At 66.0% G+C, this 23,691-nt stretch carries 16 protein-coding genes; 7 read left to right on the forward strand and 9 right to left on the reverse strand.

Going from position 1 to position 23,691, the window contains the following annotated elements; genetic code table 11:
- Window positions 1-43: 43 nt before the first annotated feature.
- Window positions 44-742 carry a GntR family transcriptional regulator gene (locus NX02_RS18225; protein WP_025293633.1) on the reverse strand — a complete coding sequence of 233 codons (699 nt, stop codon included), beginning with the start codon at window positions 740-742 and terminating at the stop codon, window positions 44-46.
- 101 nt (window positions 743-843) lie between these two features.
- Complete coding sequence (locus tag NX02_RS18230) at window positions 844-1,644, reverse strand: aspartate dehydrogenase (protein WP_025293634.1); 801 nt, start codon at window positions 1,642-1,644, stop codon at window positions 844-846.
- 91 nt (window positions 1,645-1,735) lie between these two features.
- Here NX02_RS18230 and NX02_RS18235 point away from each other — a divergent pair, with 91 nt between their 5' ends.
- Window positions 1,736-2,665 carry an acetaldehyde dehydrogenase (acetylating) gene (locus NX02_RS18235; protein WP_039996673.1) on the forward strand — a complete coding sequence of 310 codons (930 nt, stop codon included), beginning with the start codon at window positions 1,736-1,738 and terminating at the stop codon, window positions 2,663-2,665.
- Window positions 2,662-3,684, forward strand: a complete 1,023-nt coding sequence (gene dmpG, locus NX02_RS18240; protein ID WP_039996674.1) for a 4-hydroxy-2-oxovalerate aldolase — start codon at window positions 2,662-2,664, stop codon at window positions 3,682-3,684. Before NX02_RS18235 ends, dmpG begins: the two co-directional genes overlap by 4 nt.
- 9 nt (window positions 3,685-3,693) lie before the next feature.
- Here the strand turns inward: dmpG and NX02_RS18245 are convergent, their stop codons facing one another.
- The 5 genes from NX02_RS18245 to NX02_RS18265 form a co-directional block, all read right to left on the reverse strand.
- Window positions 3,694-5,247, reverse strand: a complete 1,554-nt coding sequence (locus tag NX02_RS18245) for a S10 family peptidase (RefSeq protein ID WP_025293637.1) — start codon at window positions 5,245-5,247, stop codon at window positions 3,694-3,696.
- Window positions 5,248-5,289: 42 nt separating this feature from the next.
- Window positions 5,290-7,029: a DUF885 domain-containing protein gene (locus tag NX02_RS18250; RefSeq protein WP_211258229.1), complete on the reverse strand. Its 1,740-nt coding sequence runs from the start codon at window positions 7,027-7,029 to the stop codon at window positions 5,290-5,292.
- 85 nt (window positions 7,030-7,114) lie between these two features.
- A complete protein-coding gene (locus tag NX02_RS18255) occupies window positions 7,115-8,854 on the reverse strand; it encodes a DUF885 domain-containing protein (protein ID WP_211258230.1) in 1,740 nt (579 codons plus the stop codon).
- Between the two features lie 2 nt (window positions 8,855-8,856).
- Complete coding sequence (locus NX02_RS18260; protein ID WP_025293640.1) at window positions 8,857-10,581, reverse strand: gamma-glutamyltransferase family protein; 1,725 nt, start codon at window positions 10,579-10,581, stop codon at window positions 8,857-8,859.
- Between the two features lie 43 nt (window positions 10,582-10,624).
- The gene (locus NX02_RS18265) at window positions 10,625-12,946 is read right to left on the reverse strand and encodes a glycoside hydrolase family 127 protein (protein WP_025293641.1); all 2,322 of its coding nucleotides are present in this window, start codon (window positions 12,944-12,946) and stop codon (window positions 10,625-10,627) included.
- A 451-nt stretch (window positions 12,947-13,397) separates the two neighbouring features.
- Here NX02_RS18265 and NX02_RS18270 point away from each other — a divergent pair, with 451 nt between their 5' ends.
- The 5 genes from NX02_RS18270 to NX02_RS18290 all read left to right on the forward strand — a co-directional run bounded on the left by NX02_RS18270 (window position 13,398) and on the right by NX02_RS18290 (window position 20,181).
- Window positions 13,398-14,810 (forward strand): hypothetical protein, encoded by a 1,413-nt coding sequence (locus NX02_RS18270; RefSeq protein WP_025293642.1) that lies wholly within the window; start codon window positions 13,398-13,400, stop codon window positions 14,808-14,810.
- Between the two features lie 235 nt (window positions 14,811-15,045).
- Complete coding sequence (locus tag NX02_RS18275) at window positions 15,046-15,960, forward strand: dihydrodipicolinate synthase family protein (protein ID WP_025293643.1); 915 nt, start codon at window positions 15,046-15,048, stop codon at window positions 15,958-15,960.
- 8 nt (window positions 15,961-15,968) lie between these two features.
- Window positions 15,969-16,967 carry a 4-hydroxyproline epimerase gene (locus tag NX02_RS18280; RefSeq protein ID WP_025293644.1) on the forward strand — a complete coding sequence of 333 codons (999 nt, stop codon included), beginning with the start codon at window positions 15,969-15,971 and terminating at the stop codon, window positions 16,965-16,967.
- Between the two features lie 55 nt (window positions 16,968-17,022).
- Window positions 17,023-18,462 carry an amino acid permease gene (locus NX02_RS18285; protein ID WP_025293645.1) on the forward strand — a complete coding sequence of 480 codons (1,440 nt, stop codon included), beginning with the start codon at window positions 17,023-17,025 and terminating at the stop codon, window positions 18,460-18,462.
- A gap of 222 nt (window positions 18,463-18,684) precedes the next feature.
- Entirely contained in the window at window positions 18,685-20,181 is a 1,497-nt protein-coding gene (locus NX02_RS18290; RefSeq protein WP_025293646.1) for an amidohydrolase family protein, read from the forward strand.
- 63 nt (window positions 20,182-20,244) lie between these two features.
- Here the strand turns inward: NX02_RS18290 and NX02_RS18295 are convergent, their stop codons facing one another.
- A complete protein-coding gene (locus tag NX02_RS18295; RefSeq protein WP_025293647.1) occupies window positions 20,245-22,002 on the reverse strand; it encodes a DUF885 domain-containing protein in 1,758 nt (585 codons plus the stop codon).
- A gap of 32 nt (window positions 22,003-22,034) precedes the next feature.
- Window positions 22,035-23,672, reverse strand: coding sequence for an amidohydrolase family protein (locus NX02_RS18300; protein ID WP_025293648.1), 1,638 nt, complete (start codon window positions 23,670-23,672; stop codon window positions 22,035-22,037).
- Between the last annotated feature and the right edge of the window lie 19 nt (window positions 23,673-23,691).

Here is a 23,691-nt window from a genome sequence, read left to right on the forward strand (position 1 = left end):
CAACGAAACTTTGTATGACAATCATAAAGTCATACAGAAATGATCAGGCAGGATGGGCGGCTTCCCTTTCGCCCGTCGCGCTGAGCCGGGCGACCAGCGTGTCGCGCGCATTGCGGATGTGCTGCCCCAGCGCCGCGGCGGCGGCATCGGCATCGCCCTTGATCACCGCATCGACGATCGCGCTCCATTCGGCCACGCCCTTTTCGACGCGATCCGGTGCCGACATCGAGGTCAGGCGCAGATAGGAGACGCGCTTCAGAAGCTGGCGACCGCTGTCGCTGATAATCCGGCTGCCCGAGCCGTCGAGGATTTCTTCGTAGAACGCGCCGGCCATTTCGGAGAGCGCGGGCAGATTGCCCTTGCCGGCATATTTCTCGATCGCGCGATAGGCGGACTGGAGGCGCCTCACGACCTTGGCATCGTTCCGCTCGACCAGGCGGCGGATCGCCGTCGTCTCGATCAGTTCGCGCAACGTATAGATGTCCGCCGCGTCCTCGGCGCTGAGCACCGCGACCATGATCGTGCGGCGCGGGCCGGGCTCGATCAGCCCCTCGGACTGAAGCTGGCGCAGCGCCTCGCGCACCGACGTGCGGCTGACGCCGAGCGCCTCGCACAGTTCGCGCTCGACCAGTCGCGCGCCCGGCAAGTAAAGCCCGGTCGCGATCGCGGTGCGGATCTTGTCGACGGCATGTTCGCGCACGAGCGTCGGGTTCGCGACGATGCGCAGATCTTCGATGTTCACGTCTCTCGCTCCTTGTTGCGAACGCATACCAGCTACCGACGCCCGGAGATAGGGTTCCCTGTCACACAATCATATGGGGAACCGCGCCGGTGAAGCGCCAGTTACGCGCCGATCAGCGCGGATACCGGCCATGCCCCACCCAGCCGCGCGCATTGCAACAGGCTGTATCCGGTCAGCGCCGAGGTCTTGGGATTGCCGGGCGAGGCGAGCGCAAGAATCTCGAAGCGGAAGCGTCCGAACGCGCCCTCCGCCTCGATCACCCCCAGCGGGTCCGCCACCGCGCGGCTGGAAACCAGCCGCACGCGCGTACGATCGATGCCGATGCCGGCGAGCCCGACCGCGACCGAGACATTGGCGTTCTTCGGATAGGTCGCCGCCGCCTCGCGCGCACTGCCCTCGAAGAAGATCTGCTCCGCCGCCGGCGCGTCGAGATCGATCAGCGCCTCGGCGGGCGTCCCGCGCCAGGCGTGGGGCGGCTTGTGGGAGGTATAGGTGACGCGATCGATGCCGGCGAGCGCGGCCGCGACCAGCCCGTCGAGCCCGGCGATGGCGCCCGCGGGCAGCAGCAGCCGCCCCCCGCCCCGCGCCTCGGCGGCGAGCAGTTCGGCGGCGAGTTCGGTATCCGCCAGCGCGCCGATCGACGAGACGATGCAATCGATGCCCGCCTCCAGCAGCGCCGGCACATACTCACGCACCGCCTGATGCCCGGCGCATTCGATCACCACCACCGGCCGCGCCGCGATAAGTTGCGCCACCGTCCCGACCGCCGCCGGCGCCGCGCGGCCGCTGCGGACCAGCGTGCCGACGAGGCGCGCGTCCTCCCCCAGCCGGCCCAGCGCCTGCGCGATCTCCTGCCCGATCGCCCCGAATCCGATCATGCCGATCTTCGTGCCTGCGCTCATTCCGCAATTCCTCTTGTATGACAGTCATACATATCTTACGCCGCGCCCCTCGATTTGCAACGCCCGAGGGGACGCCGTGAGCAAACATAAAATGAAAGCCGCGATCATCGGATCGGGCAACATCGGCACCGATCTGATGATCAAGATCATGCGCCGGTCCGACGTGCTAGAGATGGCGGCGATGGCCGGGATCGACCCCGCGTCGGACGGGTTGGCGCGCGCCGCGCGGATGGGCGTCGCCACCACGCACGCGGGGATAGCGGGGCTCGAAGCGCTCGCGGTATGGCCCGAGATCGGCGTCGTCTTCGACGCCACCTCCGCGGGCGCGCATGCCGGGCACAGCGCGGCGGTGACGGGCGCGGGCAAGGTGATGATCGACCTGACCCCGGCGGCGATCGGCCCCTATGTCATTCCCGTCGTCAATGGCGACGCGCATCTCGAAGCATCCAACGTCAACATGGTGACCTGCGGCGGGCAGGCGACGATCCCGATCGTCGCGGCGGTCGCCTCGGTCGCGACGGTGCATTATGCCGAGATCGTCGCCTCGATCGCCTCGCGCTCGGCCGGCCCCGGCACGCGCGCGAACATCGACGAGTTCACCGAAACCACCGCGCGCGCGATCGAGCAGGTGGGGGGTGCCGCCAGGGGCAAGGCGATCATCATACTCAACCCCGCCGAACCGCCGATGATGATGCGCGACACCGTGTTCACCCTCTCGAACGGCGCCGACGAGGCGGCGATCGCTGCGGCGGTGGAGGCGATGGTCGCGCGCGTCCGCGGCTATGTGCCGGGCTATCGGCTGAAGCAGCAGGTGCAGTTCGAACGCTTCGGCTCCAACGATCCGGTCGCCATCCCCGGCCTCGGCACGTTCGAGGGGATCAAGACCACGGTGTTCCTCGAGGTCGAGGGCGCGGCGCATTATCTGCCCGCCTACGCCGGCAATCTCGACATCATGACCTCGGCGGCGCTGGCGACCGCGGAGAAGATCGCCGCGCGGCGGCTGGTACGGGAGGCAGCATGATGGACCGGAAGCTCTATCTGCAGGACGTGACCTTGCGCGACGGCATGCACGCGATCCGCCACCGCTATGGCATCGATCATGTCCGCGCGATCGCCCGCGCGCTCGACGAGGCGAGGGTCGACGCGATCGAGGTATCGCATGGCGACGGGCTCAACGGCTCCTCGTTCAACTATGGCTTCAGCGCGCACACCGACTGGGAATGGATCGAGGCCGTCGCGGACGTGCTGGACCATGCCGTGCTCACCACCTTGCTGATCCCCGGCATCGGCACGATCGAGGATCTGAAGCACGCCCATGCGCTCGGCGTCCGCTCGGTGCGCGTCGCGACGCATTGCACCGAGGCGGATATCGCGCGCCAGCACATCATGGCGGCGCGCGACCTCGGCATGGATGTCGCCGGCTTCCTGATGATGAGCCACATGATCGCGCCCGATGCGCTCGCCGCGCAGGCGAAGCGGATGGAGGATTATGGCGCCCACTGCGTCTACGTCACCGACAGCGGCGGCGCGCTCGACATGGATGGTTATCGCGAGCGGCTGGAAGCCTATGACCGCGTGCTCAAGCCCGAAACCGAGCGCGGCATCCATGCGCACCACAACCTCTCGCTCGGCGTCGCCAATTCGATCGTCGGCGTGCAGGCCGGCGCGATCCGCATCGACGCAAGCCTTGCCGGCATGGGCGCGGGCGCCGGCAACGCACCGCTCGAGGTCTTCGTCGCCGCCGCCGACCGCAAGGGCTGGAACCACGGCACCGACCTGTTCAAGCTGATGGACGCCGCCGAAACGCTGGTGCGACCGCTGCAGGACCGGCCGGTGCGCGTCGATCGCGAGACGCTGAGCCTGGGCTATGCCGGCGTCTATTCCAGCTTCCTGCGCCATGCCGAAAAGGCCGCGGCCGACCATGGCCTCGACACCCGCCAGATCCTCGTCGAGCTCGGCCGCCGCCGGATGGTCGGCGGCCAGGAGGACATGATCGTCGACGTGGCGCTCGATCTGGTCGCGGCGCGAAACGCCGCCTGACGCGGCGCCCTACATCGCCGAATCGTAGAAGGCGTCGAGATCGCGCTTGAGCGCCGACATCGAATCCGGGTGGATGTAGATCATGTGGCCGGACTCATAATATCTGAACGTGAGATTCTGCCGCAGCGCGGGATCGAGCTGCATGTGCTTCAGATCATATTCGGCGCCGAAGAAGGGCGTCGCCATGTCATAATAGCCGTTGAGCGACAGCACCTTCAGGCGCGGGTTCTGGCGCATCGCCTGGCTGAGATCGAACGAGGTCGCGGCGAGGCCCTGGTTGCTGCCGTCAGGCGCCTTGTGCTTCTGATCCCAGTTGCCGCGGATGCCGCTGTAGAAATTGGGGCGGTAGGTGAGCGGCGTCCTGTAGCCCAGCGTGCCGAACAAATAGGTGTTGAGCGCGCCGATATAGGCGCCGCTGATCGCCGTATCGGCCGCATCATATTCCGGGCCGTTGCCCGCGGCATCGACGTCGATGCCGATAAAGCGCGAATCGAGGCGGCCGACGGTGCGGCGGCGATCGCGCATCAATTCCTTGCGGAACCGCGCGAGATCGACGCGCAGATCGTTGCGGAGGAGGAAGTCGGGCGACAGGCCGGTATAGGCGCTCATCTGCGCGGCGATGGCATTGCGCTCCGCGTCGTTGAGATCGTCGCCGCGCGCCAGCGCCTGCAGATAGGGGCCGCGCGCCCAGTTCCGCACCTCGGTCAGCCACGGCTCCAGCGCGGCCGGGCGGTTGGCGAGGCGGTTGTGATACCAGGCAGTCGCGGCATAGCTCGGCAGATAGGTGACGAAGATCTGGTCGAAGCCGGGCTGACGGATGCCGTAGTTGAGGATCGAGGAGAGCAGGATGATGCCGTTCATCTGCACGCCCTTCGCCTGAAGGCTGTGGACGAGGCCGGCGCCGCGTAGCGTGCCATAGCTTTCGCCCAGGATGAACTTGGGCGAATCCCAGCGGCTGTTGATCGTGAGGTAGCGCTGGATCGCCTTGGTGAAGGCGTCGATATCCTGATCCACCCCGAAGAAGTCGGTCTGCTTCGCCTTGCCGAGCGGGCGCGACAGGCCGGTGCTCATCGCGTCGATGAAGACGATGTCGGTCCTGTCGAGGATCGACTGATGATTGTCGACGATGCGGAAGGGCGGATTGGCGGCGACGTCCGTCGTCGGCGTATCGACGCGCACCGGGCCGAAGGAGCCCATGTGCAGCCACATCGTCGACGAGCCCGGCCCGCCGTTGAACATGAAGGTGATCGCGCGCGGCGCGGCGCCCTTCGCCCGGTCAGCGACATAGGCGGTATAGAACATGCTGCCGACCGGTTCGCCCTCATCGTTGCGGATCGTCAGCGTGCCGGGGGTGACGGTGTAGGCGATGGTGCGACCATTGATGGTAACGCTGCCGCGCTTGGGCTGGGCATCCTCGACCGCGCTGGCGAGCGCGCTGTCCGCGTCCGGCTTGTCCTTGCCGTTCTCGGCCGCCGGCGATTTCGCGGCATCCTGGGCAAGCACCGGCGCCGTGGCGGACGAGGCGAGAAGGGCGGCGGCAAGGGACAGGACAATCAAACGCATGGGCTGCGATCCTCGATTTCGATGGGATTGAGTGCGATGGGTTCAGGCGGCGTTGGGGTTCTTGCCGCCGCCCGCGATCCAGTCGTCGATCTTCTCTTCCAGCACGGGCAGCGGGACGGAGCCGAGCCCCAGGATCAGGTCATGGAACCAGCGCTGGTCGAAATCGGCGCCCAGCTTCGCCTCGGCATCGGCGCGCTTGCGGCGGATCGTCATCTCGCCCAGCTTGTAGGCGAGCGCCTGGCCCGGCCAGCTGATGTAGCGATCGACCTCGGTCTCCACCTCGTGGCGGGAGAGCGCGGTGTGATCGAGCAGATAGGCGATCGCCTTCTCGCGGCTCCAGCCATAATGGTGGATGCCGGTGTCGATCACGAGCCGGCAGGCGCGCCACATCTCGTAGGAGAGGCGGCCGAAATCCTCATAGGGCGTGCGATAGATGCCCATCACCGTGCCCAGCCATTCGGTGTAGAGCCCCCACCCCTCGCCATAGCCCGAGAAATAGGTCTGCTTGCGGAAATCCGGCCGGTTGGGGCCTTCCAGCGCGAGCGCCGCCTGGAAGCTGTGGCCGGGCACGCATTCGTGCAGGGTCAGCGCCGGGATCTGGTAGAGCGAGCGCGACGGCAGGTCATAGGTGTTCATCAGGCAGCTTTCGAGCCCGCCGCGGCCCGCGGTGTAGAAGGGCGCGATCGAATCCGGCACCGGGCGGATGGTGAAGCGATAGCGCGGCAGCAGCCCGATCGTGTCCTTCAGCGCGCCGTCCGCGCGCTTGGCGACATAGGCGGAAACGCCCATCAACTCGTCCGGCGTCTTGGCGTAGAATTGCGGATCGGTGCGCAGGAAGGTCTTGAACTGGTCGAGCGTGCCGGCAAACCCGGTCTTGGCCTTCACCTGCTCCATTTCCGCGGTGATCCGCGCGACTTCCTTGAGGCCGATCTGGTGGATCTGCACCGCGGTCAGGTCCAGCGTGGTGTATTGCCGGATCTGCGCCTGATAGAAGGCGACACCATCCGGCATCTTTTCCGCGGCAAGCGTGGTGCGCGTCTTCGCGAGATACTCGTCGCGATAGAAGGCCAGCAGCAGCTTGTAGGCGGGCACGACCTGTTCGGCGATGATCGTGCGCGCTTCGGCGCGCAGCTTTTCCTGGTCGGCGGCGGGGATCGTGCCCGGCAGGGTGGCGAACACCTTGTAGAACGGGCTCTGCGCCGGATCCGCGGTAACATAGGCGGCGATCGAGGCGTCACGGCCGACGAGCGTCGCCCGGGGCACGCTGAAGCCGCGCTTCAGCCCGGCGCGCATGTTCGCGATATGCTCGCCGAAATAGCGCGGAAGATCGCGCAGGCGGCCGAGATAGCGGCGATATTCGTCGGCGGTGCGGAAGCTGCCGCGCGGCTCGATGCCCGACCAGAAATTGCTGTCGGCATTGAACGGCATTTCCCACACGCGATAGGGCCCGTCGGCGACGAAGGCGGCGATGCTGGTGCGATAGACCGCGTAATTGACCTTCTCTTCCGCCGAAAGCTGGTCGACCGGCACCTTGTCCAGCGCGGCGAGCGTGCGCGTCCAATAGGCAATGCGCGCTTCCTCGCTCTTCGCATCCACCCTGGGCAGGTGGTCGGCGGTCGCGGTCCACGCCTCGTCATCCTCCAGCCGGGCGAACTCGTTCTGCCGCCACGCCCATTCCGCCTCGTAGATCGCGCGCAGTTGCGCGTCGGCGGTCTGGGCGAGCGCGGCGGTGGGCGCGGCCGAAAGCGCGAGCAGCGCGGCAAGGATGCGGGTGGCGACCATCGGACTGTTTCCCCTGTGCTTCATTCGTCTGGGAGCGGCTTGTGGCCGCCGCCGCGGCGGCGCGGCAAGCCGTTTCATGCGCATCTCAGCGTTCCGGCGCCGCGTTGGGGTTCTTGCCCCCGCCCGCGATCCACAGGTCGATCTGCTGTTCGAGCACCGGCAGCGGCACCGAGCCGAGGCCGAGGACGACATCATGGAACCAGCGCTGGTCGAACCGCTCGCCCAGTTTCGCCTCCGCCTCGGCGCGCTTGCGGCGGATGGTCATCTCGCCCAGCTTGTAGGCGAGCGCCTGCCCGGCATCCTTGATGTAGCGATCGACCTCGATCGTCACCTCATGGTCGGAGAGCGCGGTGTGGCTGGAGAGATAGTCGAGCGCCTGCTGGCGGCTCCAGCCCATGTGGTGGATGCCGGTATCGATCACCAGCCGCGCGGCGCGCCACATCTCATAGGTTTCGCGGCCGAATTCCTCGTAAGGGGTCTCATAGATGCCCCAGCCGATGCCGAGCCATTCGGTATAGAGCCCCCACCCCTCGCCATAGCCGGAGAAATAGGTGGTCCGGCGGATCGGCGGGCGGTTGGGGCCCTCCAGCGCCAGCGCCGCCTGCAGGCTGTGGCCGGGCACGCATTCGTGCAAGGTCAGCGGGTTGATCGTGTAGAGCGGCCGCGCCGGCAGATTGTAGGTGTTCATCACGCAGCTATCGAGCCCGCCGCCGCCGCCGGTGCTGAACGGCGCGATGTTGGCGGGGGTCGGCAGGATGGTGAAGCGATAGCGCGGCAGCAGCCCGATCGTCTCGTTGAGCTTCCCGTTCGCCTTGTTGGCGATGTAGGCGGCGTGGGCGAGGAGTTGATAGGGCGTTTTCGCGGTGAATTGCGGGTCCGTCTTGAGGAAGTGGAGGAAGCCGGCGAAATCGCCCTTCCAGCCCGACGCCTTCATCGTCGCCTGCATGTCGGCATCGATGCGCGCGACCTCCTTGAGGCCGATCGCGTGGATCTGCTCCGGCGTCAGGTCGAGCGTGGTGAACTCCTTCACCTTGGCGGCATAATAGGCCTTGCCGTCGGGCAGGCTTTCCGCGGCGATATCGTCCCGCGCGCGCGGCATATAGTCGGTGCGCAGGAAGACCAGCAGCTTCGCATAGGCCGGCGCCACCCGGCCCGCGATCACCGTCCGCGCCTCGGCGCGCAGCCTTTCCTGCTCGGCGGGCGGGATGCTGCCCGGCATCTGCGCGAAGGCGGTGTAGAAGGGGTTCTGCTCCATGACGGTGCTGGCGAGCGGCTCGACCGTCCTGTCGCGGCCGGCGACCGCCGGCTTCGCGGGCATGAAGCCACGCTTCAGCCCGGCGCGCATGTTGACGATCTGCTCGTCGACATAGCGCGGCATATCCCGCAGGCGGCCGAGATAGTTGCGATAATCCTCGGCCTTGGCGAAGCCCTGGCGCGGCGCCAGCCACGTCCAGAAGCCGAACGCCTCCTCATATTCGCCGAACCGGATCTGGTTCACATAGGCGGTCAGCGCGGTGCGGAAGACCGCCGCGTTGATCGACGCCTCGTTGGACAATTGATCGGCCGGGATCGCATCGAGCTTGGCCAGCGCCGCGCTCCAATAGGCGCGGCGGCGCTGCTGGCTGGCGGCATCGACATGCGGCATGCCGGTGACCGGACGGTTCGACCCTTCCGGATCGAGCAGCAATTCGTTGGTCCGCCACGTCCATTCGGCGTCGAGCAACGCATCGAGCCGGGCATCGGCCGAGCCGGGGACGGCCTGCGCGCGCGCCGGAGTGGCGGCAACGCAGGCCAGCGCCAGCAGTGCGGCAAGGCTGCGCCGCATCGTCAGAAGCCCGCCGCCAGCCCGGACCGGCGCGGATCGGCGACGCCGGACAGCCCGCCATCCGCGGTCCGCTCGATCGCGTGGATCGATCCGAAGTGCCAGTTATAGGGCGTGGTCGGCTTGACGACGACGCCATAGGTGCGCGCGAGATCGTCGCGCGTCTGCTGCGTCACGCGGGTCTCGATCGTCGCGGGCAGATCGATCTGCGAGCCCTGGAAGCGCGGCGCGTCGACCGCCTGCTCCAGCGTCATGCCATAGCCGAGATAGTTGATCAGCGTCAGCGCCACCGCGCGCGAGGAGAGGCCGGGCGATCCGATCACCAGCCTGGGCTTGCCGTCCTTCGCGACGATCGTCGGCGGGAAGGGCGAGATCACCCGCCGGCCGGCGCCGGTGCCCGTGCCCGGAAAGGGATTGCCGGTGTTCATCGCGATGCCATCCACCACCTGGCCGGTGGCGAAGGTGCTGCCGTAGACGGTGTGGGTGACGGAGACCATGTTGCCCTCCGCATCGACCGCGACGAGATGGTCCGTGTCGGTCGAGCGCTGGTCCTTCAGGTCGGCGGGCGTCGCGGCCAGCTCCATCCCCGGCATCGGCGCGGCGGCGCTGGCGGCGGGGAGCGGCTTGGCGGCGCTGCCCTCGATCAACGTCCGCATCATCGCCGCATATTCCTTGGAGAGAAGCGTCTGCAGCGGCACGTCGAACGACAGCGGATCCTTCACATAGCTGTCGGTGGCGTTCTCCGCGAAGGCGAAGGTCCGGCGCATCCGGTTGAAGCTCTCCGCGGACTGCGCATAATGCGGCTGCGCGTTCAGATCCCAGGGCTCGATGATGTTGAGGATCATCGAGATCAATGTGCCCGCGGTCGACGGCGGCGGCGCGCTGATGATGTCATGCCCGCGGAAGGTGGAGCGCGTCGGCTCCTCCCAGCGCACCGCGTAGCTGGCGAGATCGTCCATGCTGATCTGGCCGCCGGTGCGCTGCGCCTCCGCCACGAATTTGCGCGCCCATTCGCCCTTGTAGATATAATCCGGCCCCTCGGCGCCGATGCGCTTCATCGTCGCGGCGAGGCGCGGCCGGGTGACGATGGTGCCGACCGGGGGCACATAGCCGTTGGGCAGGAATTCCTCGCGGCCCGAAGGATAGGCGGAAAGCCGGCCCATCGCCGCCTCCGCCATCTCGCCATAGAGGAAGCTGTACATCGGGAAGCCGTTTTCGGCGATGCCGATCGCGGGTTTGAAATAATCCGCCCATGGCAAGGTACCGAAGCGGTCCGCGGCGGCCTTCAGCCCGGCGACGGTGCCGGGCACGCCGATGCGGACGCCCGAGGTTTCCGCGACGACCTTCTCGTTCGAGGTATAGGCGATCCAGCCCGGCGAATTGGGCGCGCCCTTCTTCGTCTTGTTGAGTTCGGCATCGAGATAATAATATTTGCCGGTCTTCGCCTCATAATAGAGGATCGACATGCCGCCGGCGAGCGTCGTCATCTGCGGCTCGACGATCGGCTGGATGATCACGCCGACCAGCGCCGCATCCATCGCATTGCCGCCCTTGCGCATCACCTCCACCATCGCCCTGGTGACGAGCGGGTGGTTGGCGGAGGCCATCGCCTTCTTCGCGGTGACCGCGGGCTTGGCGCCCTGTTCCTGCGCGACGGCGGCAGGCGGCGCGGAGATCGCGGCCAGGCAGCCCAGACAGGCCGTGATCATCAGCTTCGCTCGTTTCGTCATCCTTGCCCCCTTGTCGATGTGATGGACGTTCGTGGTGCGCCGGTTATGGCGCGATGATGCGCACCCCGAAGACGGGGCCGCAGCGGGTGGTGTCGTTGGCGGGCTGGAAGCGGATCAGCACGCTTTGCTTGCCGCGGGTCAGAGCCTCGGGGATCGCATAGGCGCGATCGAAGAAATCGCCGGGCACCGCGCCGTCCAGCCGCTGGGTGGCGATGCGGGTGCCGTCGACGAGGATGTCGAACAGCTTGTTGCGCTCCTCCCCCCAATAGGTCGCCTGCAGCCGCAGCGGGCCGGGCCGCACCTGAGCGCGGAATTCGAAATAGCCGAAGGTGCGCGCGTCGCGGCCGTGGCGGCTGCGATAGGTGACGGCATAGCTGTTCTTCGCGGTGAGCTGGTGATCGCGCTCGGGCTGCATCTCGCCGAGGTTGATCACGTCCACCGATCGCGCCGCAAGATCGCGCAGCCGCGCCTGTTCGGCGGCATAGGCGGCCTGCTCGCGCGTCCAGCCGGCATCGTCGAACGCCTTGAAATAGACCGCGGTGCGCCGATCGCGCATCTGGAAGAAGGGCGCGAAGGCGAGATCGCCGGGCCGGGCGATGCCCTGCGTGCGAAACCGGCCCGCGGCGGCATCCACCGGCGCGAAACCGGCGAGCACATCGGCGGCGACCAAAGCGGGCGCCGGCCCGTCGAACGGCCGGTCGGCGGGGCCGAGATCGGCGGCAAGCACGACCGGGCCGTGCAGCAGCGCGATCGTCGCCGGATCGTCGTTGGTCGGCTCGGTGCGCAGCGCCATCGGCAGGGTCAGGACGATGCGGTCCCCTGCCCGCCACCGCCGGTCGATCCGCGCATAGCCATCCGTCACCGCCAGCGGCTCCGCCTTGCCGTTGATCGCCAGCGCGGCGCCGCGGCACCAGCCGGGGATGCGCAGCGCGATCGGAAAGCGGCCGTCGCCCGGCTGCTCGACGGTCAGCGCGATGCTGTCACCGAAGGGATAGGCGGTTTCCAGCCGCAGCCGCGCTCGCTTCCCGCGCCAGTCCAGCACCGACGGGATATAGAGATTGACCAGCAGCGCGCCGTCGTCGCCCGCCCACCAGATGCTCTCGCCATGCTTGGCATGGGTCTCCATGCCGCTGCCGACGCAGCACCAGAAATGATCGAACGGCTTCGACCATTCGCGCGCCGCGCCCGACATCAGCGGCACCATATAGGCGAACATGCCGGTCGCCGGATCCTGATGCGCGAGCATATGGTTGATGTGCGCGCGCTCATAATAATCGAACAGCCGCGCCTCGGGCCGCCAGGCATAAAGATGCCGGGTGAGTTTCAGCATATTGTAGCTGTTGCAGCTCTCGCAGGTCTCTTCGGTGATATGCTTGCTGATCGTGCGCGGCGCGGTGAAATATTCGCGATCGGCATTGCCGCCGATGACATAGCTGTAATCGCGGGTGACGGTTTCCCAGAAGAAGCGCGGCGCGACCGCGTGCTCGGGCTTGCCGGTGACCTCATGCAGGCGAGCGAGGCCGATGATCTTGGGGATCTGCGTGTTGGCGTGGATCCAGGGCAGCGAATCCTGCCGCACGCTCAGCGGATCGAGCACTTTGCGGTGGCGGATGCGCTCGGCCAGCGCCAGCCAGCGCGGATCGCCGGTGCGGGCGTGGAGTTCGGCGAAACTCTCGTTGATGCCGCCATGCTCGCAATCGAGCACCCGCTGCACCTGATCCTCGTCGAGCGCGGCGAACACCCGATCGATATAGCCCCCCAGCGCGACCGCGACCGGCAGCGCCCTGGCATTGCCGCACCATGTCTGCGCATCGAACAGGCCGGCGAACAGCTTGTGCCAGTTGTAGAAGGGCACCCAGCAGCCGTTGAGATCGAACCCCATCGAGCGGATGTCACCCGCGACCAGTTCCGGGAACAGCGCCTTGCCGGTCTCCACCACATCGCCGCGCTTCCGCGAAAAGCCCGCGACATAGCCATCGCCATGCGCCGCCTGACAGGCGGCGAGTTCATCGACGATATAATCGACCCGCTGCCGGCACGCGGCATCGCCCGTCTGCGCATGCATCAGCGAGAGCGCGGTCAGATAATGGCCGAGCGTATGGCCGGCGATCGTATCGCTCTCCCACCCGCCATAGACTTCGCCCTTCGGCGCCAGCCCGGCGAAGACGCGGAAATTGTGGAGCAGGCGGTCGGGTTCGAGGCGGAGGAGATAGGCGCGGTTGGCTTCGATGGCGTCGAGCCAGGTGGAGGGTAGGAGGCGGACGGAGTGGATTGGGAGCGGGTGCGCGCGGGATAGCGCTGGTGCCGATCGCGCTGCCGCCAGCGCTGGACACGACGACAGGACGGCGGTTGCCGTTCCGATCATTAACGCTCTGCGGCTGATCGAGCCATACGCCATGTCGCGACCGAATCTCCCAAATCTTCCCCGATAGTATAATATACGGTATACGATGCAACTGCGTTGAGCAATCTGCCGATAATCTGTCGCCCCTGCTTGGTTTCATAGCTGAGGTGATCGTTGCCCTTGCAGACGGCCGGCAAACTATCCGACGTTACGCTTGGAGAAGCCAAACTCTCCCAATGTGCCACGCCTAGTGCCCATCATAACGGCTACCATTACCAGTGGCCTTTGTCGCGCCGTGGTGCTGCGCCAAGTCCGATCATTTTTTGGATACTATTCCATTCCAGGGGAAGATATTCTTTCCCGAATCGTCGGTTATTTTCATCTCCTTCTATCAAATATGGCTATCGACTAGCAAACGAAGCCGAGCTAATCATCTGATCTATTATAATTATCGTACTTTGGAGCGCGAAGAATGGATAAGAAGCCGAACAGCAGACCATCGGCGATCTCTGCCTTCTTCCAATCAATAGAAGCTTTCGAGAACGCGATGGTGCCAAGCTTAAGTTATCTCGCATTTCGACGCGATGGGGTCTGGCACCTCTTTCGAGGGCGCATCAACTACAATTTTTCGGGATACACCCGGGAGAAATTCGAGGTCAAAACTGCCAATATTCTCGCCGGCACGATGGTAGTCGATGGAGGTCCGGCCGAAGCCAGAAAAATTGTTGAGACGCTCGAAGAGGGGGCGCTTACCATTGGTAGAGACCGCTTGCTCTTCGAGCCCCAGTACGGGGGCGGTTACGCGTCTGTACACATCCCACTAATTCCCGAAGGAGCCGAGAAGCAGTTCCGCATGGGACTGCTCCAGATTCGTGGCAGCGATCAGCAGGGTTTCCTCAGCCACGCGCCATTTGATTGGGAGTTACGCGCAGCGGCAACGCCGTTTGACGGGGTCGGGGAGTTACTGTCAGCGCTCAGTATCGTTCACTTGCCCGAGCAAGCCAGCCTGTTTGAAGTGATGACCTTCCAGATCGCGGCCATTGATGCTTCATCCACTGTCGGAGGAACGAAGGCGCGGTTGGGAATCAGTCTCGCTCCGCGGCTTGATCATGCGAAGGCAAGCGTCGGCTATCGGGTGATCTCCAGCGGCACTGTCGTCGCTCGGGGCCGCATAGCCGGTTCGGATTTAAACTGGACATCTGAAGCCGCCCGCGAAATAGCTTGGACGGAGTTGGAAGTCCCTCCAGCCGCCGTTGTTCAGGCTTTCGCATGCTACGATGGCATCGCCTACCAGCACTGGTGGCTCCAAGATCCGCAACATAGCCAAAATCCAAGGCGAGCGGCATTCATGCGCATCGATCCTGGCCTGACCACCTTGACCTCTTTTTTGGGAGAGCAGCCAACCAAGCAAGCTCGCGACCTAGAATTTGCCGTATCCTGGCTTTTATGGTTACTCGGGTTCAGTCCAGCTCATATTGGCGCGAACCAAAAAATGTCCGACGCAGCCGATATTCTTGTTACCACGCCCCAAGGACACTTCGCAGTTGTAGAGTGTACGACTAGCGTCCTCAAGTCTGGCCACAAACTTTCTCTGCTGGTAGAGCGTACTGAGCTTATCAGACAGGCGTTAAGGCAGTCCAACAGCCAGTATTTTCGCGTACTTCCGATCATTGTAACAACGAAAACCCGCGAGGAAATCAAAGCGGAACTCGACGATGCTCGACGGTCAGGCATAGTGGTGGTAACGAGAGATGACCTGCCGCTTTTAATCGAGCGGACGCTGCTGATCTCTGATCCTGATCAAATCTACGTTGAAGCGGAGCAGACACTGCGCGAATCTGAGGCTGCGCCTGTAATTGAGCCGGAGTTTCATCTTGACGTGTAGGTCAGCGCGAGCGGCAGCCGATAGCAATTAAACTCGATCGATGAGCGGGCATCATGGGCAGCGTGCCCTGTCAGCGGTTCAACGACCCGGCCTCCGGATCCGAGACCGCCGCTTTTTGGGGTAGCTGACAGTAAACACCACGCATGCGTCAGCCCCCCAATGACTGCACCAAACCCACCTTGCCACGGTTTATCATATACCGTATACGATGATGACGCACTATGGAGAACCCCGAATGAATGCGTCAAATGTCCTGTGGCAGGGCGTCTATCCTGCTGCCACCACCCAGTTCGCCGAAGACCTTTCGATCGATCTCGATGAAACGCAGAAGGTCCAGACGGCCCTGGTGGATGATGGCGTGGACGGGCTGATCCTGCTCGGCACCTGCGGCGAGAACAACTCGCTCGAGCCCGACGAGAAGCGCACCGTGCTGGCCGGCGCGGTCGAGGCGGTCGGGGGGCGGGTGCCGCTGGTTGCGGGCGTTTCCGAATTCACCACCGCGCGCGCGGTGCAATATGCCAAGGATGCCGAGGCGATCGGGCTCGACGGGCTGATGCTGCTGCCGGCGATGGTCTATGTGCCCCGCGCGGAGGAACTGGTCGCGCACTTCGCCGCGGTGGCCGCGGCGACGTCGCTGCCGATCATGCTCTACAACAACCCGCCCGCCTATCGCGTCCAGATCGGCTTCGACGTGCTCGACGAACTGGCGGCGATCCCCAACATCGTCGCGGTCAAGGAAAGCGCGCCCGATCCGCGCCGCTTTACCGACGTGATCAACCGCTATGGCGATCGCTACACGGTGATGGCGGGGCTCGACGACATCGCGCTCGAAGGGCTGATGCTGGGCGCCAGCGGCTGGGTGTCCGGCCTCACCAGCGCCTTCCCCACCGAATCGGTGCGGCTGGTCGCGGCGGTGCGCGAAGGCAAGTTCGACGAGGCTCTGGCCATCTACCGCTGGTTCATGCCACTGTTGCACCTCGACGCGGAGCATGACCTGGTGCAGTCGATCAAGCTGGCGGAACAGATCATGGGGCGGGGCAGCGAGCGCGTGCGGATGCCGCGCCTGCCGCTGACCGGCCAGCGCCGGGCGGACGTGATCGCCTGGGTGGAGGCCTGCGCCGCGACCCAGCCGAGCAAGATGGCGGCCTGATCCACCGCATGCGGCACAGCTTCTTCTGCATCGATGGCCACACGGCGGGCAATCCCGTCCGCCTCGTGGCCGGTGGCGCCCCGCTGCTGCGCGGCGCCAGCATGGCGGATCGGCGGATCGACTTCCTCGAGCGGTTCGACTGGATCCGCACCGGGCTGTGCTTCGAACCGCGCGGGCATGACATGATGTCGGGCGGGTTCCTCTACCCGCCGACATTGCCCGACAGCGACATCGGCATCCTGTTCATGGAAACCAGCGGCTGCCTGCCGATGTGCGGGCATGGCACGATCGGGATCATCACCTTCGGCCTCGAACATGGGCTGATCCCGGTCTCCACGCCCGGCAAATTGCGCGTGGAGGTGCCCGCCGGGGTGATCGACATCGAGTACCGCATCGAGGGAGACCGGGTGACGGGCGTGAAGATCCGCAACGTCCCCTCCTATCTCGCGCGGCGCGGCATCGCGATCGACGTACCGGGCTTCGGGCCGCTGACGCTGGATGTCAGCTATGGCGGCAATTATTACGCGATCGTCGAGCCGCAGGGCGCCTATACCGGGCTGGACGATCTCGGCGCGTCGCGCATCGTCGAGCTCAGCCGCACGATCCGCGAGCTGGTGCGCGCGGTCTATGAGCCGGTCCATCCGCTCGATCCGCGCATCCGCGGCGTCAGCCATGTGATGTGGACGGATGCGCCGCGCGGCGACGGCGCGGACGGGCGCAACGCGGTGTTCTATGGCGAGCGCGCGATCGATCGCAGCCCGTGCGGCACCGGCACCTCGGCCCGCCTCGCGCATCTCACCGCGCTCGGCCGGCTGGCGGTGGGCGATGCCTTCGTCCACGAAAGCTATATCGGCAGCCGCTTCATCGGCCGGGTCGAGGCGGCGACGACGCTGGGCGACGCGCCCGCGATCATCCCCTCCATCGAGGGATCGGCGATCCAGACCGGGCTCAACACGCTCTGGATCGACCGGGCGGACCCCTTTCATGCGGGGTTCTCCGTCACCTGACAGGGCCATGACGGCCATAACCACACAGCCATAACCACAAACAGGGGTAGCGCATATGGGTCTGCTCGGGCCGATCAAACCGATCGACAGCGGCGAAACGAAGCAGCACGGGCGCAGCCTGAAGGCGACGCTGAGCTGGCCCCATCTGGTCGCGCTGGGGGTGGGCGCGATCGTCGGCACGGGCATCTATACGCTGACCGGCGTCGGCGCCGATCGTGCCGGGCCGGCGGTGATCCTGGCCTTCGCCATCGCCGGCGCGGTCTGCGCGTGCGCCGCGCTCGCCTATGCCGAGCTCGCGACGATGATCCCGACCGCGGGCAGCGCCTATACCTATACCTATTCGGTGCTCGGCGAGGCGCTGGCCTGGGTCGTCGGCTGGAGCCTGATCCTCGAATATTCGCTGGCCTGTTCCACGGTGGCGGTCGGCTGGGGCGGCTATCTGGTCGGCTGGCTGCAGTCGGCGGGGGTCGTCCTGCCGGCGGCGCTGCTCGCGGGGCCGCATGGCGGCGGCATCGTCAACCTGCCCGCGGTCATGGTGTCGCTGGCGGTGATGGGCATGTTGCTGGCGGGCACGCGCGAGAGCGCGACGCTGAACATCGTGCTCGTCATCATCAAGCTGGTCGCGCTCAGCATCTTCGTCGTCTTCGCGCTGCCCGCGTTCAACGCGGACAATCTCACCCCGTTCATGCCCTATGGCTTCGGCAGCGCGGAGGTGAACGGCGCCCCGCGCGGAGTGATGGCGGCGGCCGCGATCGTGTTCTTCGCCTTCTACGGCTTCGATGCGGTCGCGACCTCTGCCGAGGAAGCCAAGAATCCGGGGCGTGACCTGACCATCGGCATCATGGGATCGATGGCGGTCTGCACCTTGATCTACATGCTGGTGGCGATCGCCGCGATCGGCGCCCTGCCCTATCTGACATTGGCCAATTCGCCCGAGCCGCTGGCGCTGGTGCTGCGCACGCTCGGCCAGCCGACCGTCGCCTATCTGGTGGCGCTGGCGGCGCTGATCGCGCTCCCCTCCGTCATCCTCGTCATGATGTATGGGCAGAGCCGGATCTTCTTCGTGATGTCCCGCGACGGGCTGCTGCCGCGGCGGCTGAGCCAGGTGTCCGCCAACGGCTCGCCCCGGCTGATCACGATCATCACCGGGCTGTTCGTTGCGCTTGCCGCCGGGCTGTTCCGGCTCGACGAGATCGCCGCGCTGGCGAATGCCGGCACGCTGATCGCGTTCATCGCGGTGGGCCTCTGCCTGATGGTGCTGCGCCGCCGTTCACCCGAGCTCGTGCGCGTGTTCCGCTGCCCGGCGCCTTACCTGGTCGGGACGCTGGCGGTGCTGGGCTGCCTCTATCTGCTGTTCAGCCTGCCGAGTTCGACCTTGATCAACTTCCTGGGCTGGAACGCGATCGGGCTGATCATCTACTTCGCCTATGGCCGCAACCGGAGTGTGATCACGACCACGGGCGCGGGTGCCAGCGAAGCGGGGCTGCCGGCGTAAACAAAAGCCCTCTCCCGCACTTCGCGGGAGAAGGTTGGGTGAGGGTGCGAGCAAAGCGAGCGTTCTTCGGCGCCGGGCTAATCTGCAAATGCGGTGCCTGAAGAACAGGAAGAAGCCTCGCTCCGCTCGGCCCCTCACCCAACCCTCTCCCCCAAGGGGAGAGGGCAGTCCGGCGCACACACGACGTTCTCGGCATTTCCGTTTGTGAAGGGGGAACAGGACATGCAACTCACCCGCAAGGGCTTTCTCGGGCTGGCCACTTCGGCGCTTGCGGCAGCGGCGGTCCGCCCTGCCCTCGCCGCCACCCCCAAAGCCACCGACAAGGTGATGCCGGCGCGGCGCACGCTGATCCGGGGCGCCGACATCATCACGATGGACAGGACGCTGGGTGAAATCGCTGCCGGCGACGTGTTGATCGACAAGGGCAGGATCGCCGCGGTCGGCAAGGGGTTGCGCGCGGACGATGCCGAACTGGTCGACGGTCGCGGCATGATCCTGATGCCCGGCATGATCGACGGCCACCGCCACATGTGGGAAGGCATGGACAATGGCGTGATCGCCAAGATCTCCCGCAGCATCGGCAACTACAACGAATACAAGCTGCGGACGATGGTCTGCTACCGGCCGGAGGATGCGTGGCTCGCGCAATATGCGAGCGCGATCCAGGCGATCGATTCCGGCGTTACCTCGGTCATCGACTATTGCCATATCTTCCACACCGCCGAGCTCGCCGAGCAGGGAGCGCGCGGGCTGATCGAGTCCGGGATCGCCGGCACCTTCTGCTATCAGGTGTCGCACAGCCCGACCTACACGGCGGGAGACACGGTGCGGATGGCCGATGCCAATGCGATGCGCAACGCGCCCGCCGACGACATCCACTGGCGCACGGTCGAGCAACTGCGCGCGCGCGTGTTCACCGGTACGGACGGGCTCATCCGCTTCGGGCTGTGCCTCAGCCCCGGCATGAACGGCCGCCCGATGAAGGATCTCGCCGCCGAGTTCGCCAAGGTCCGCTCCTATCGGCCGCACATCGTCGCGCAGCATCATCACCGCGCGAAGGCGGTGCTGGCGCCCGACCTGTTCAACCAGTTCGAGCAGCTCGGGCCGGCGGGGCTGCTGGGCCCCGACTATCACGTCACCCACGGCAACGGCATGACCGATGCCGAACTGGCGATGTGTCGCGACACGGGCACGATGATCTGTTCGACCACGATGGGCGAGCACAGCTATCCCTACCCGTCCGTGCATGGCCGTGCGCGCGAGATGGGCGTCGCGGTCGGCATCGGCGTGGATGGCGCGCTCGCCTTCACCCACGATTATTTCCAGCATGTCCGCGGCGCGTTCTACAATCTGTTCCGCACCGACGAAGGCAAGGCGATCGCAGCGCGCTATCAGGGCGAGGATGCGCTCGACTTCGTCACCCGCCTCGGCGCCCGCGCGATCCGCGAGGAGGGCGTGACCGGCACGATCAGCGTCGGCAAGCGCGCGGACCTGCTGCTGCTGAAAACCGACCGCATCAACTTCCCGATCGTCGGGCCGCTGGCGGATCGGGTCGCCAACTATGCCAACCAGCCCGACATCGACACGGTGTGGATCGCCGGCGTCGTCCGCAAGCGCGGCGGCGCGATGGTGGGGGTGGACATGAGGGCGCTGAAGGCACGGATCAACGAGGCATCGACCCGGATCAACCGCGAAGGCGCGACGATCACCTTCCTATGATCCCAGGGGCCGATGAGCAGCACTCATCGGCCCCTGGCTAGCCGGCCGGTCCGGCCCGGCCGACTATTCGGGAAGTGCGGGGTTCCAGCCTTCGGGCAAGGTGCCGCCATCGGCGATGAACTGGTCGAGCCGCGCCTCGAGCACGTCGAGCGGCACCGATCCCAGCGCCAGGATGCAATCGTGGAAGGCGCGCTGGTCGAACGCGGTGCCGAGCTTCGCCTCCGCCTCGGCGCGCTTGCGGCGGATCAGCATCTCGCCCAGCTTGTAGGCGAGCGCCTGCCCCGGCCACGCGATATAGCGGTCGATCTCGGTTTCGATCTCGCGCTCCGAATGGGCGGTGTGATCGCGCATATATTGCTGCGCCTGCTCGCGGCTCCAGCCATAATGATGGATGCCGGTGTCGATCACGAGGCGCGAGGCGCGCCAGATCTCATAGGAGAGCCGGCCGAAATTCTCGTAGGGCGTGTCGTAGACGCCCATCTTGGTGCCCAGCCATTCGAGGTAGAGCGCCCAGCCCTCGCCATAGCCCGAAAAGCTGGTCTGGCGGCGGAAATCGGGCCGGCCCTTGGCTTCGGCGGCGACCGCGGCCTGGAAGCTGTGCCCCGGATTGCATTCGTGCAGGGTCAGCGCGGTCAGCGTGTAGAGCGGCCGCGAGGGCAGGTCATAGGTGTTCATCAGGCAGCTTTCGAGGCCGCCGCGTCCGCCCGTGTAGATCGGCGCCAGCGCCGGCGGCACCGGCAATATGGTGAAGCGCCGCCGCGGCAGGAAGCCGATATAGTCCGCCAGCACGCCATCGACGCGCTTGGCGACATAGGCGGAGAAGGACAGCAATTCCCTGGGCGTCTTGGGATAGAATTGCGGATCGGTGCGCAGGAAGACGAGGAACTCCGCCATGCTGCCCTTGAAGCCGGTCTGGGCCTTCACCGTCTCCATCTCGGCATAGATGCGAGCGACTTCCTTCCTGCCCATCTCGTGGATCTGCTCGGCGGTGAGGTCGAGCGTGGTGAAGCCCTTGATCTGCGCCTGGTAGAAGGCGGCGCCACCCGGCATCTTCTCCCCCGCCAAGGTGGTGCGGGCCTGCGTCATATAATCGGTGCGAATGAAGGTCAGCAGCTTCGCGTAGGCGGGAACCACCGTATCGCGCACGACGCCTTCGGCCTCCGCCTTCAGCGTGGCCTGTTCCGCCGCCGGGATCGCGGTCGGCATGGCGGCGAACGGCGCCATGAAGGGATTGTCGGCACCCGCCTCCGTGTAGGGGACGATCGTCGCGTCGCGGCCGGTGACGACGACGCGCGGCACGCTGTAGCCGCGCTTGAGCCCGGCGCGCATGTTCGCGGTCTGCTCGTCGAAATAGCGCGGAATGTCGCGCATCCGCGCGATATAGGCGCGATAGGCCGCGGCGGTCGCGAAGCCGCCCGAGCGCGGATGGTGCCCCGCCCAGAAGAAGGTGTCGGCGTTGAACGGCGCCTCATAGGTCTTGTAGCGGATGTTGGTGGCGAGCGTTCCCACCGACGCCTTGAAGATCGCGTAATTGACCTTCTCTTCCGCCGAGAGCCGGTCGAGCGGGATCGCCTTCAGTTCGGCCAGCGCCTTGTCCCAATAGGCGAGGCGTGCGGCCTGCGACGCGGCATCGACGCGCGGGAGATGATCCGCACCGTCGATCCAGCGGCCGCTCGCGTCCCTGACCCGCGCCAGTTCGGTCTGCCGCCAGGTCCATTCGCGTTCGTACAGCGCCTTGAGGCGCGCATCGGCATCCTGCGCATGGGCAGGCGAAGCCGCCGCGACCGAGGCCGCCAGCATGGCGAGCGTCAAGGTTTTCATATCATCCCTTCCTGGTCGCGGCGGCGCATCGCTCAGTTCGCCGCCGGCTCGGCGTTGACGATGGTCATGATGCCGGGCGGCAGGCCGCGTTCGGCCTTGGACCTGCTCACCATGTCGCGCACCTGCCGGCGCAGGTCTGCGGCGTCATAGATGATGCCGTCCTTCACGGTGTAGGCGATGCCGCCGATCCGCTCGACCTTGCCGGTCTCGTCGTTGAGCTTGATCGTGCCGGTGCCGAACAGCAGCTTCATGTTGGCGGCGGGGTTGCCCTTGACGATGGCGAGGTCCGCCTTGCGGCCGACGCGGATCGTGCCGACCTGATCCTCGTGGCCGAGCACCTTGGCGCCGACCTGCGTCGCGGCATGGATCACTTCGAGCGGCGAGAAGCCGGCCTCGCGCATCAGCTCCATCTCCTGGATGTAGCCGAAGCCGTAGAGATTGTAGATGTAGCCGGCATCGCTGCCGATCGAGACGAGCCCGCCGCGATTCTTGTACTCGTTCACGAACTGCATCCACAGCCGGTAATTCTCCTTCCACGCCATCTCGTCCTCGGTGGTCCAGTCGAACCAGTAGGCGCCGTGGTTGACGCGGCTCGGGCGGTAGAAGTCCCACAGCCCCGGCATGGTATAATCGGCATGCCATTCCGCGCGGCTCATCCGCATGAAATCGCGGCTGGTGAGATAGGCGGTGAAGGTGGGATCGAGCGCGAAATTGCGTTCGAGCAAGGTGTCCATCACCGCGTTCCACTTGTCCGATCCGGGCTTGGCGGTCTGCGCCCAGAGCCGGCCGGATTCGCCGAAGCGCATCTGCTCGTCATTGTTGATGAAGTCGGCGGGCCAGGCCTGGATGCGCTTGTCGGTGAACATCGCCTCGGGCAGCCCGTACCAATGCTCCATCGATTCCAGGCCGTGCGCGGAGGTGGTCAGCACATTGGCGTAGGCGACGCTGGGCTGGGCATGGTGCATGGTGCTGCGCAGGCCGATCTTCCTGGTCTCCTCGATCGCGGCGAACAGCACGTCTTCGGCGCCGCCGATGAACTTGATGCCGTCCGCCCCGCGCTTCTTGGCTTCCTGGATGGCGAGGCGCGCCTGCACCGGATCGTTGACCGGCGTGGTGCGGATCTGGTGGAACATGGGATAGATATCGATGCGGGGCGCGACGATCTCGTTGCGGGCCGAGCGGTCCTTGATGCCCTTCAGCCACTCGATCGGCTGGCCGCTGCCGAGATCGCGCACCGAGGTGATGCCGTTCGCCATCCAGAGTTTCAGGATATATTCGGACGGCACCTTCTGGTCGTCCGCCATGTTGTGGAGGTGGACATGGCCATCGACGAAGCCCGGCATCACCGTATAGCCGGTCAGGTCCATCTCATAGTCGCCCTTGGCGGCGCGGGCGCTTTCGTCGATCGCCTTGGGCACGCCGATGCTCTTGATCTGGGCGATGCGGTCATTCTCGATGACGAGGTCGATCGGCCCCTGCGGCGGCGCGCCGGTGCCGTCGATGATCGTCACGTTGCGCAGCACGACGCGGGCATAGGGGCCGACGCCCTCCTTGCGCGCCGGAATGGCGTCTGGCGGCACGGCGCCGGCGGGGGCTGCCTGCGCCACGGTCGGCATGGCGAGGGCGAGCGGGGCGGTCATGAGCAGCAGAGCGCGGCGCAGTTTGAGCATGGCACGGGTTTCCCTGTTG

This window comes from Sphingomonas sanxanigenens DSM 19645 = NX02, from assembly GCF_000512205.2.
Classification (GTDB): domain Bacteria; phylum Pseudomonadota; class Alphaproteobacteria; order Sphingomonadales; family Sphingomonadaceae; genus Sphingomonas_D; species Sphingomonas_D sanxanigenens.

Coding starts and splice junctions, on each gene's coding strand:
- NX02_RS18230 (WP_025293634.1), bottom strand. CDS start 1,644: ATGAGCGCAGGCACGAAGATCGGCATGATCGGATTCGGGGCGATCGGG.
- NX02_RS18235 (WP_039996673.1), top strand. CDS start 1,736: ATGAAAGCCGCGATCATCGGATCGGGCAACATCGGCACCGATCTGATG.
- dmpG (WP_039996674.1), top strand. CDS start 2,662: ATGATGGACCGGAAGCTCTATCTGCAGGACGTGACCTTGCGCGACGGC.
- NX02_RS18245 (WP_025293637.1), bottom strand. CDS start 5,247: ATGCGTTTGATTGTCCTGTCCCTTGCCGCCGCCCTTCTCGCCTCGTCC.
- NX02_RS18250 (WP_211258229.1), bottom strand. CDS start 7,029: ATGGTCGCCACCCGCATCCTTGCCGCGCTGCTCGCGCTTTCGGCCGCG.
- NX02_RS18255 (WP_211258230.1), bottom strand. CDS start 8,854: ATGCGGCGCAGCCTTGCCGCACTGCTGGCGCTGGCCTGCGTTGCCGCC.
- NX02_RS18260 (WP_025293640.1), bottom strand. CDS start 10,581: ATGACGAAACGAGCGAAGCTGATGATCACGGCCTGTCTGGGCTGCCTG.
- NX02_RS18265 (WP_025293641.1), bottom strand. CDS start 12,946: ATGATCGGAACGGCAACCGCCGTCCTGTCGTCGTGTCCAGCGCTGGCG.
- NX02_RS18270 (WP_025293642.1), top strand. CDS start 13,398: ATGGATAAGAAGCCGAACAGCAGACCATCGGCGATCTCTGCCTTCTTC.
- NX02_RS18275 (WP_025293643.1), top strand. CDS start 15,046: ATGAATGCGTCAAATGTCCTGTGGCAGGGCGTCTATCCTGCTGCCACC.
- NX02_RS18280 (WP_025293644.1), top strand. CDS start 15,969: ATGCGGCACAGCTTCTTCTGCATCGATGGCCACACGGCGGGCAATCCC.
- NX02_RS18285 (WP_025293645.1), top strand. CDS start 17,023: ATGGGTCTGCTCGGGCCGATCAAACCGATCGACAGCGGCGAAACGAAG.
- NX02_RS18290 (WP_025293646.1), top strand. CDS start 18,685: ATGCAACTCACCCGCAAGGGCTTTCTCGGGCTGGCCACTTCGGCGCTT.
- NX02_RS18295 (WP_025293647.1), bottom strand. CDS start 22,002: ATGAAAACCTTGACGCTCGCCATGCTGGCGGCCTCGGTCGCGGCGGCT.
- NX02_RS18300 (WP_025293648.1), bottom strand. CDS start 23,672: ATGCTCAAACTGCGCCGCGCTCTGCTGCTCATGACCGCCCCGCTCGCC.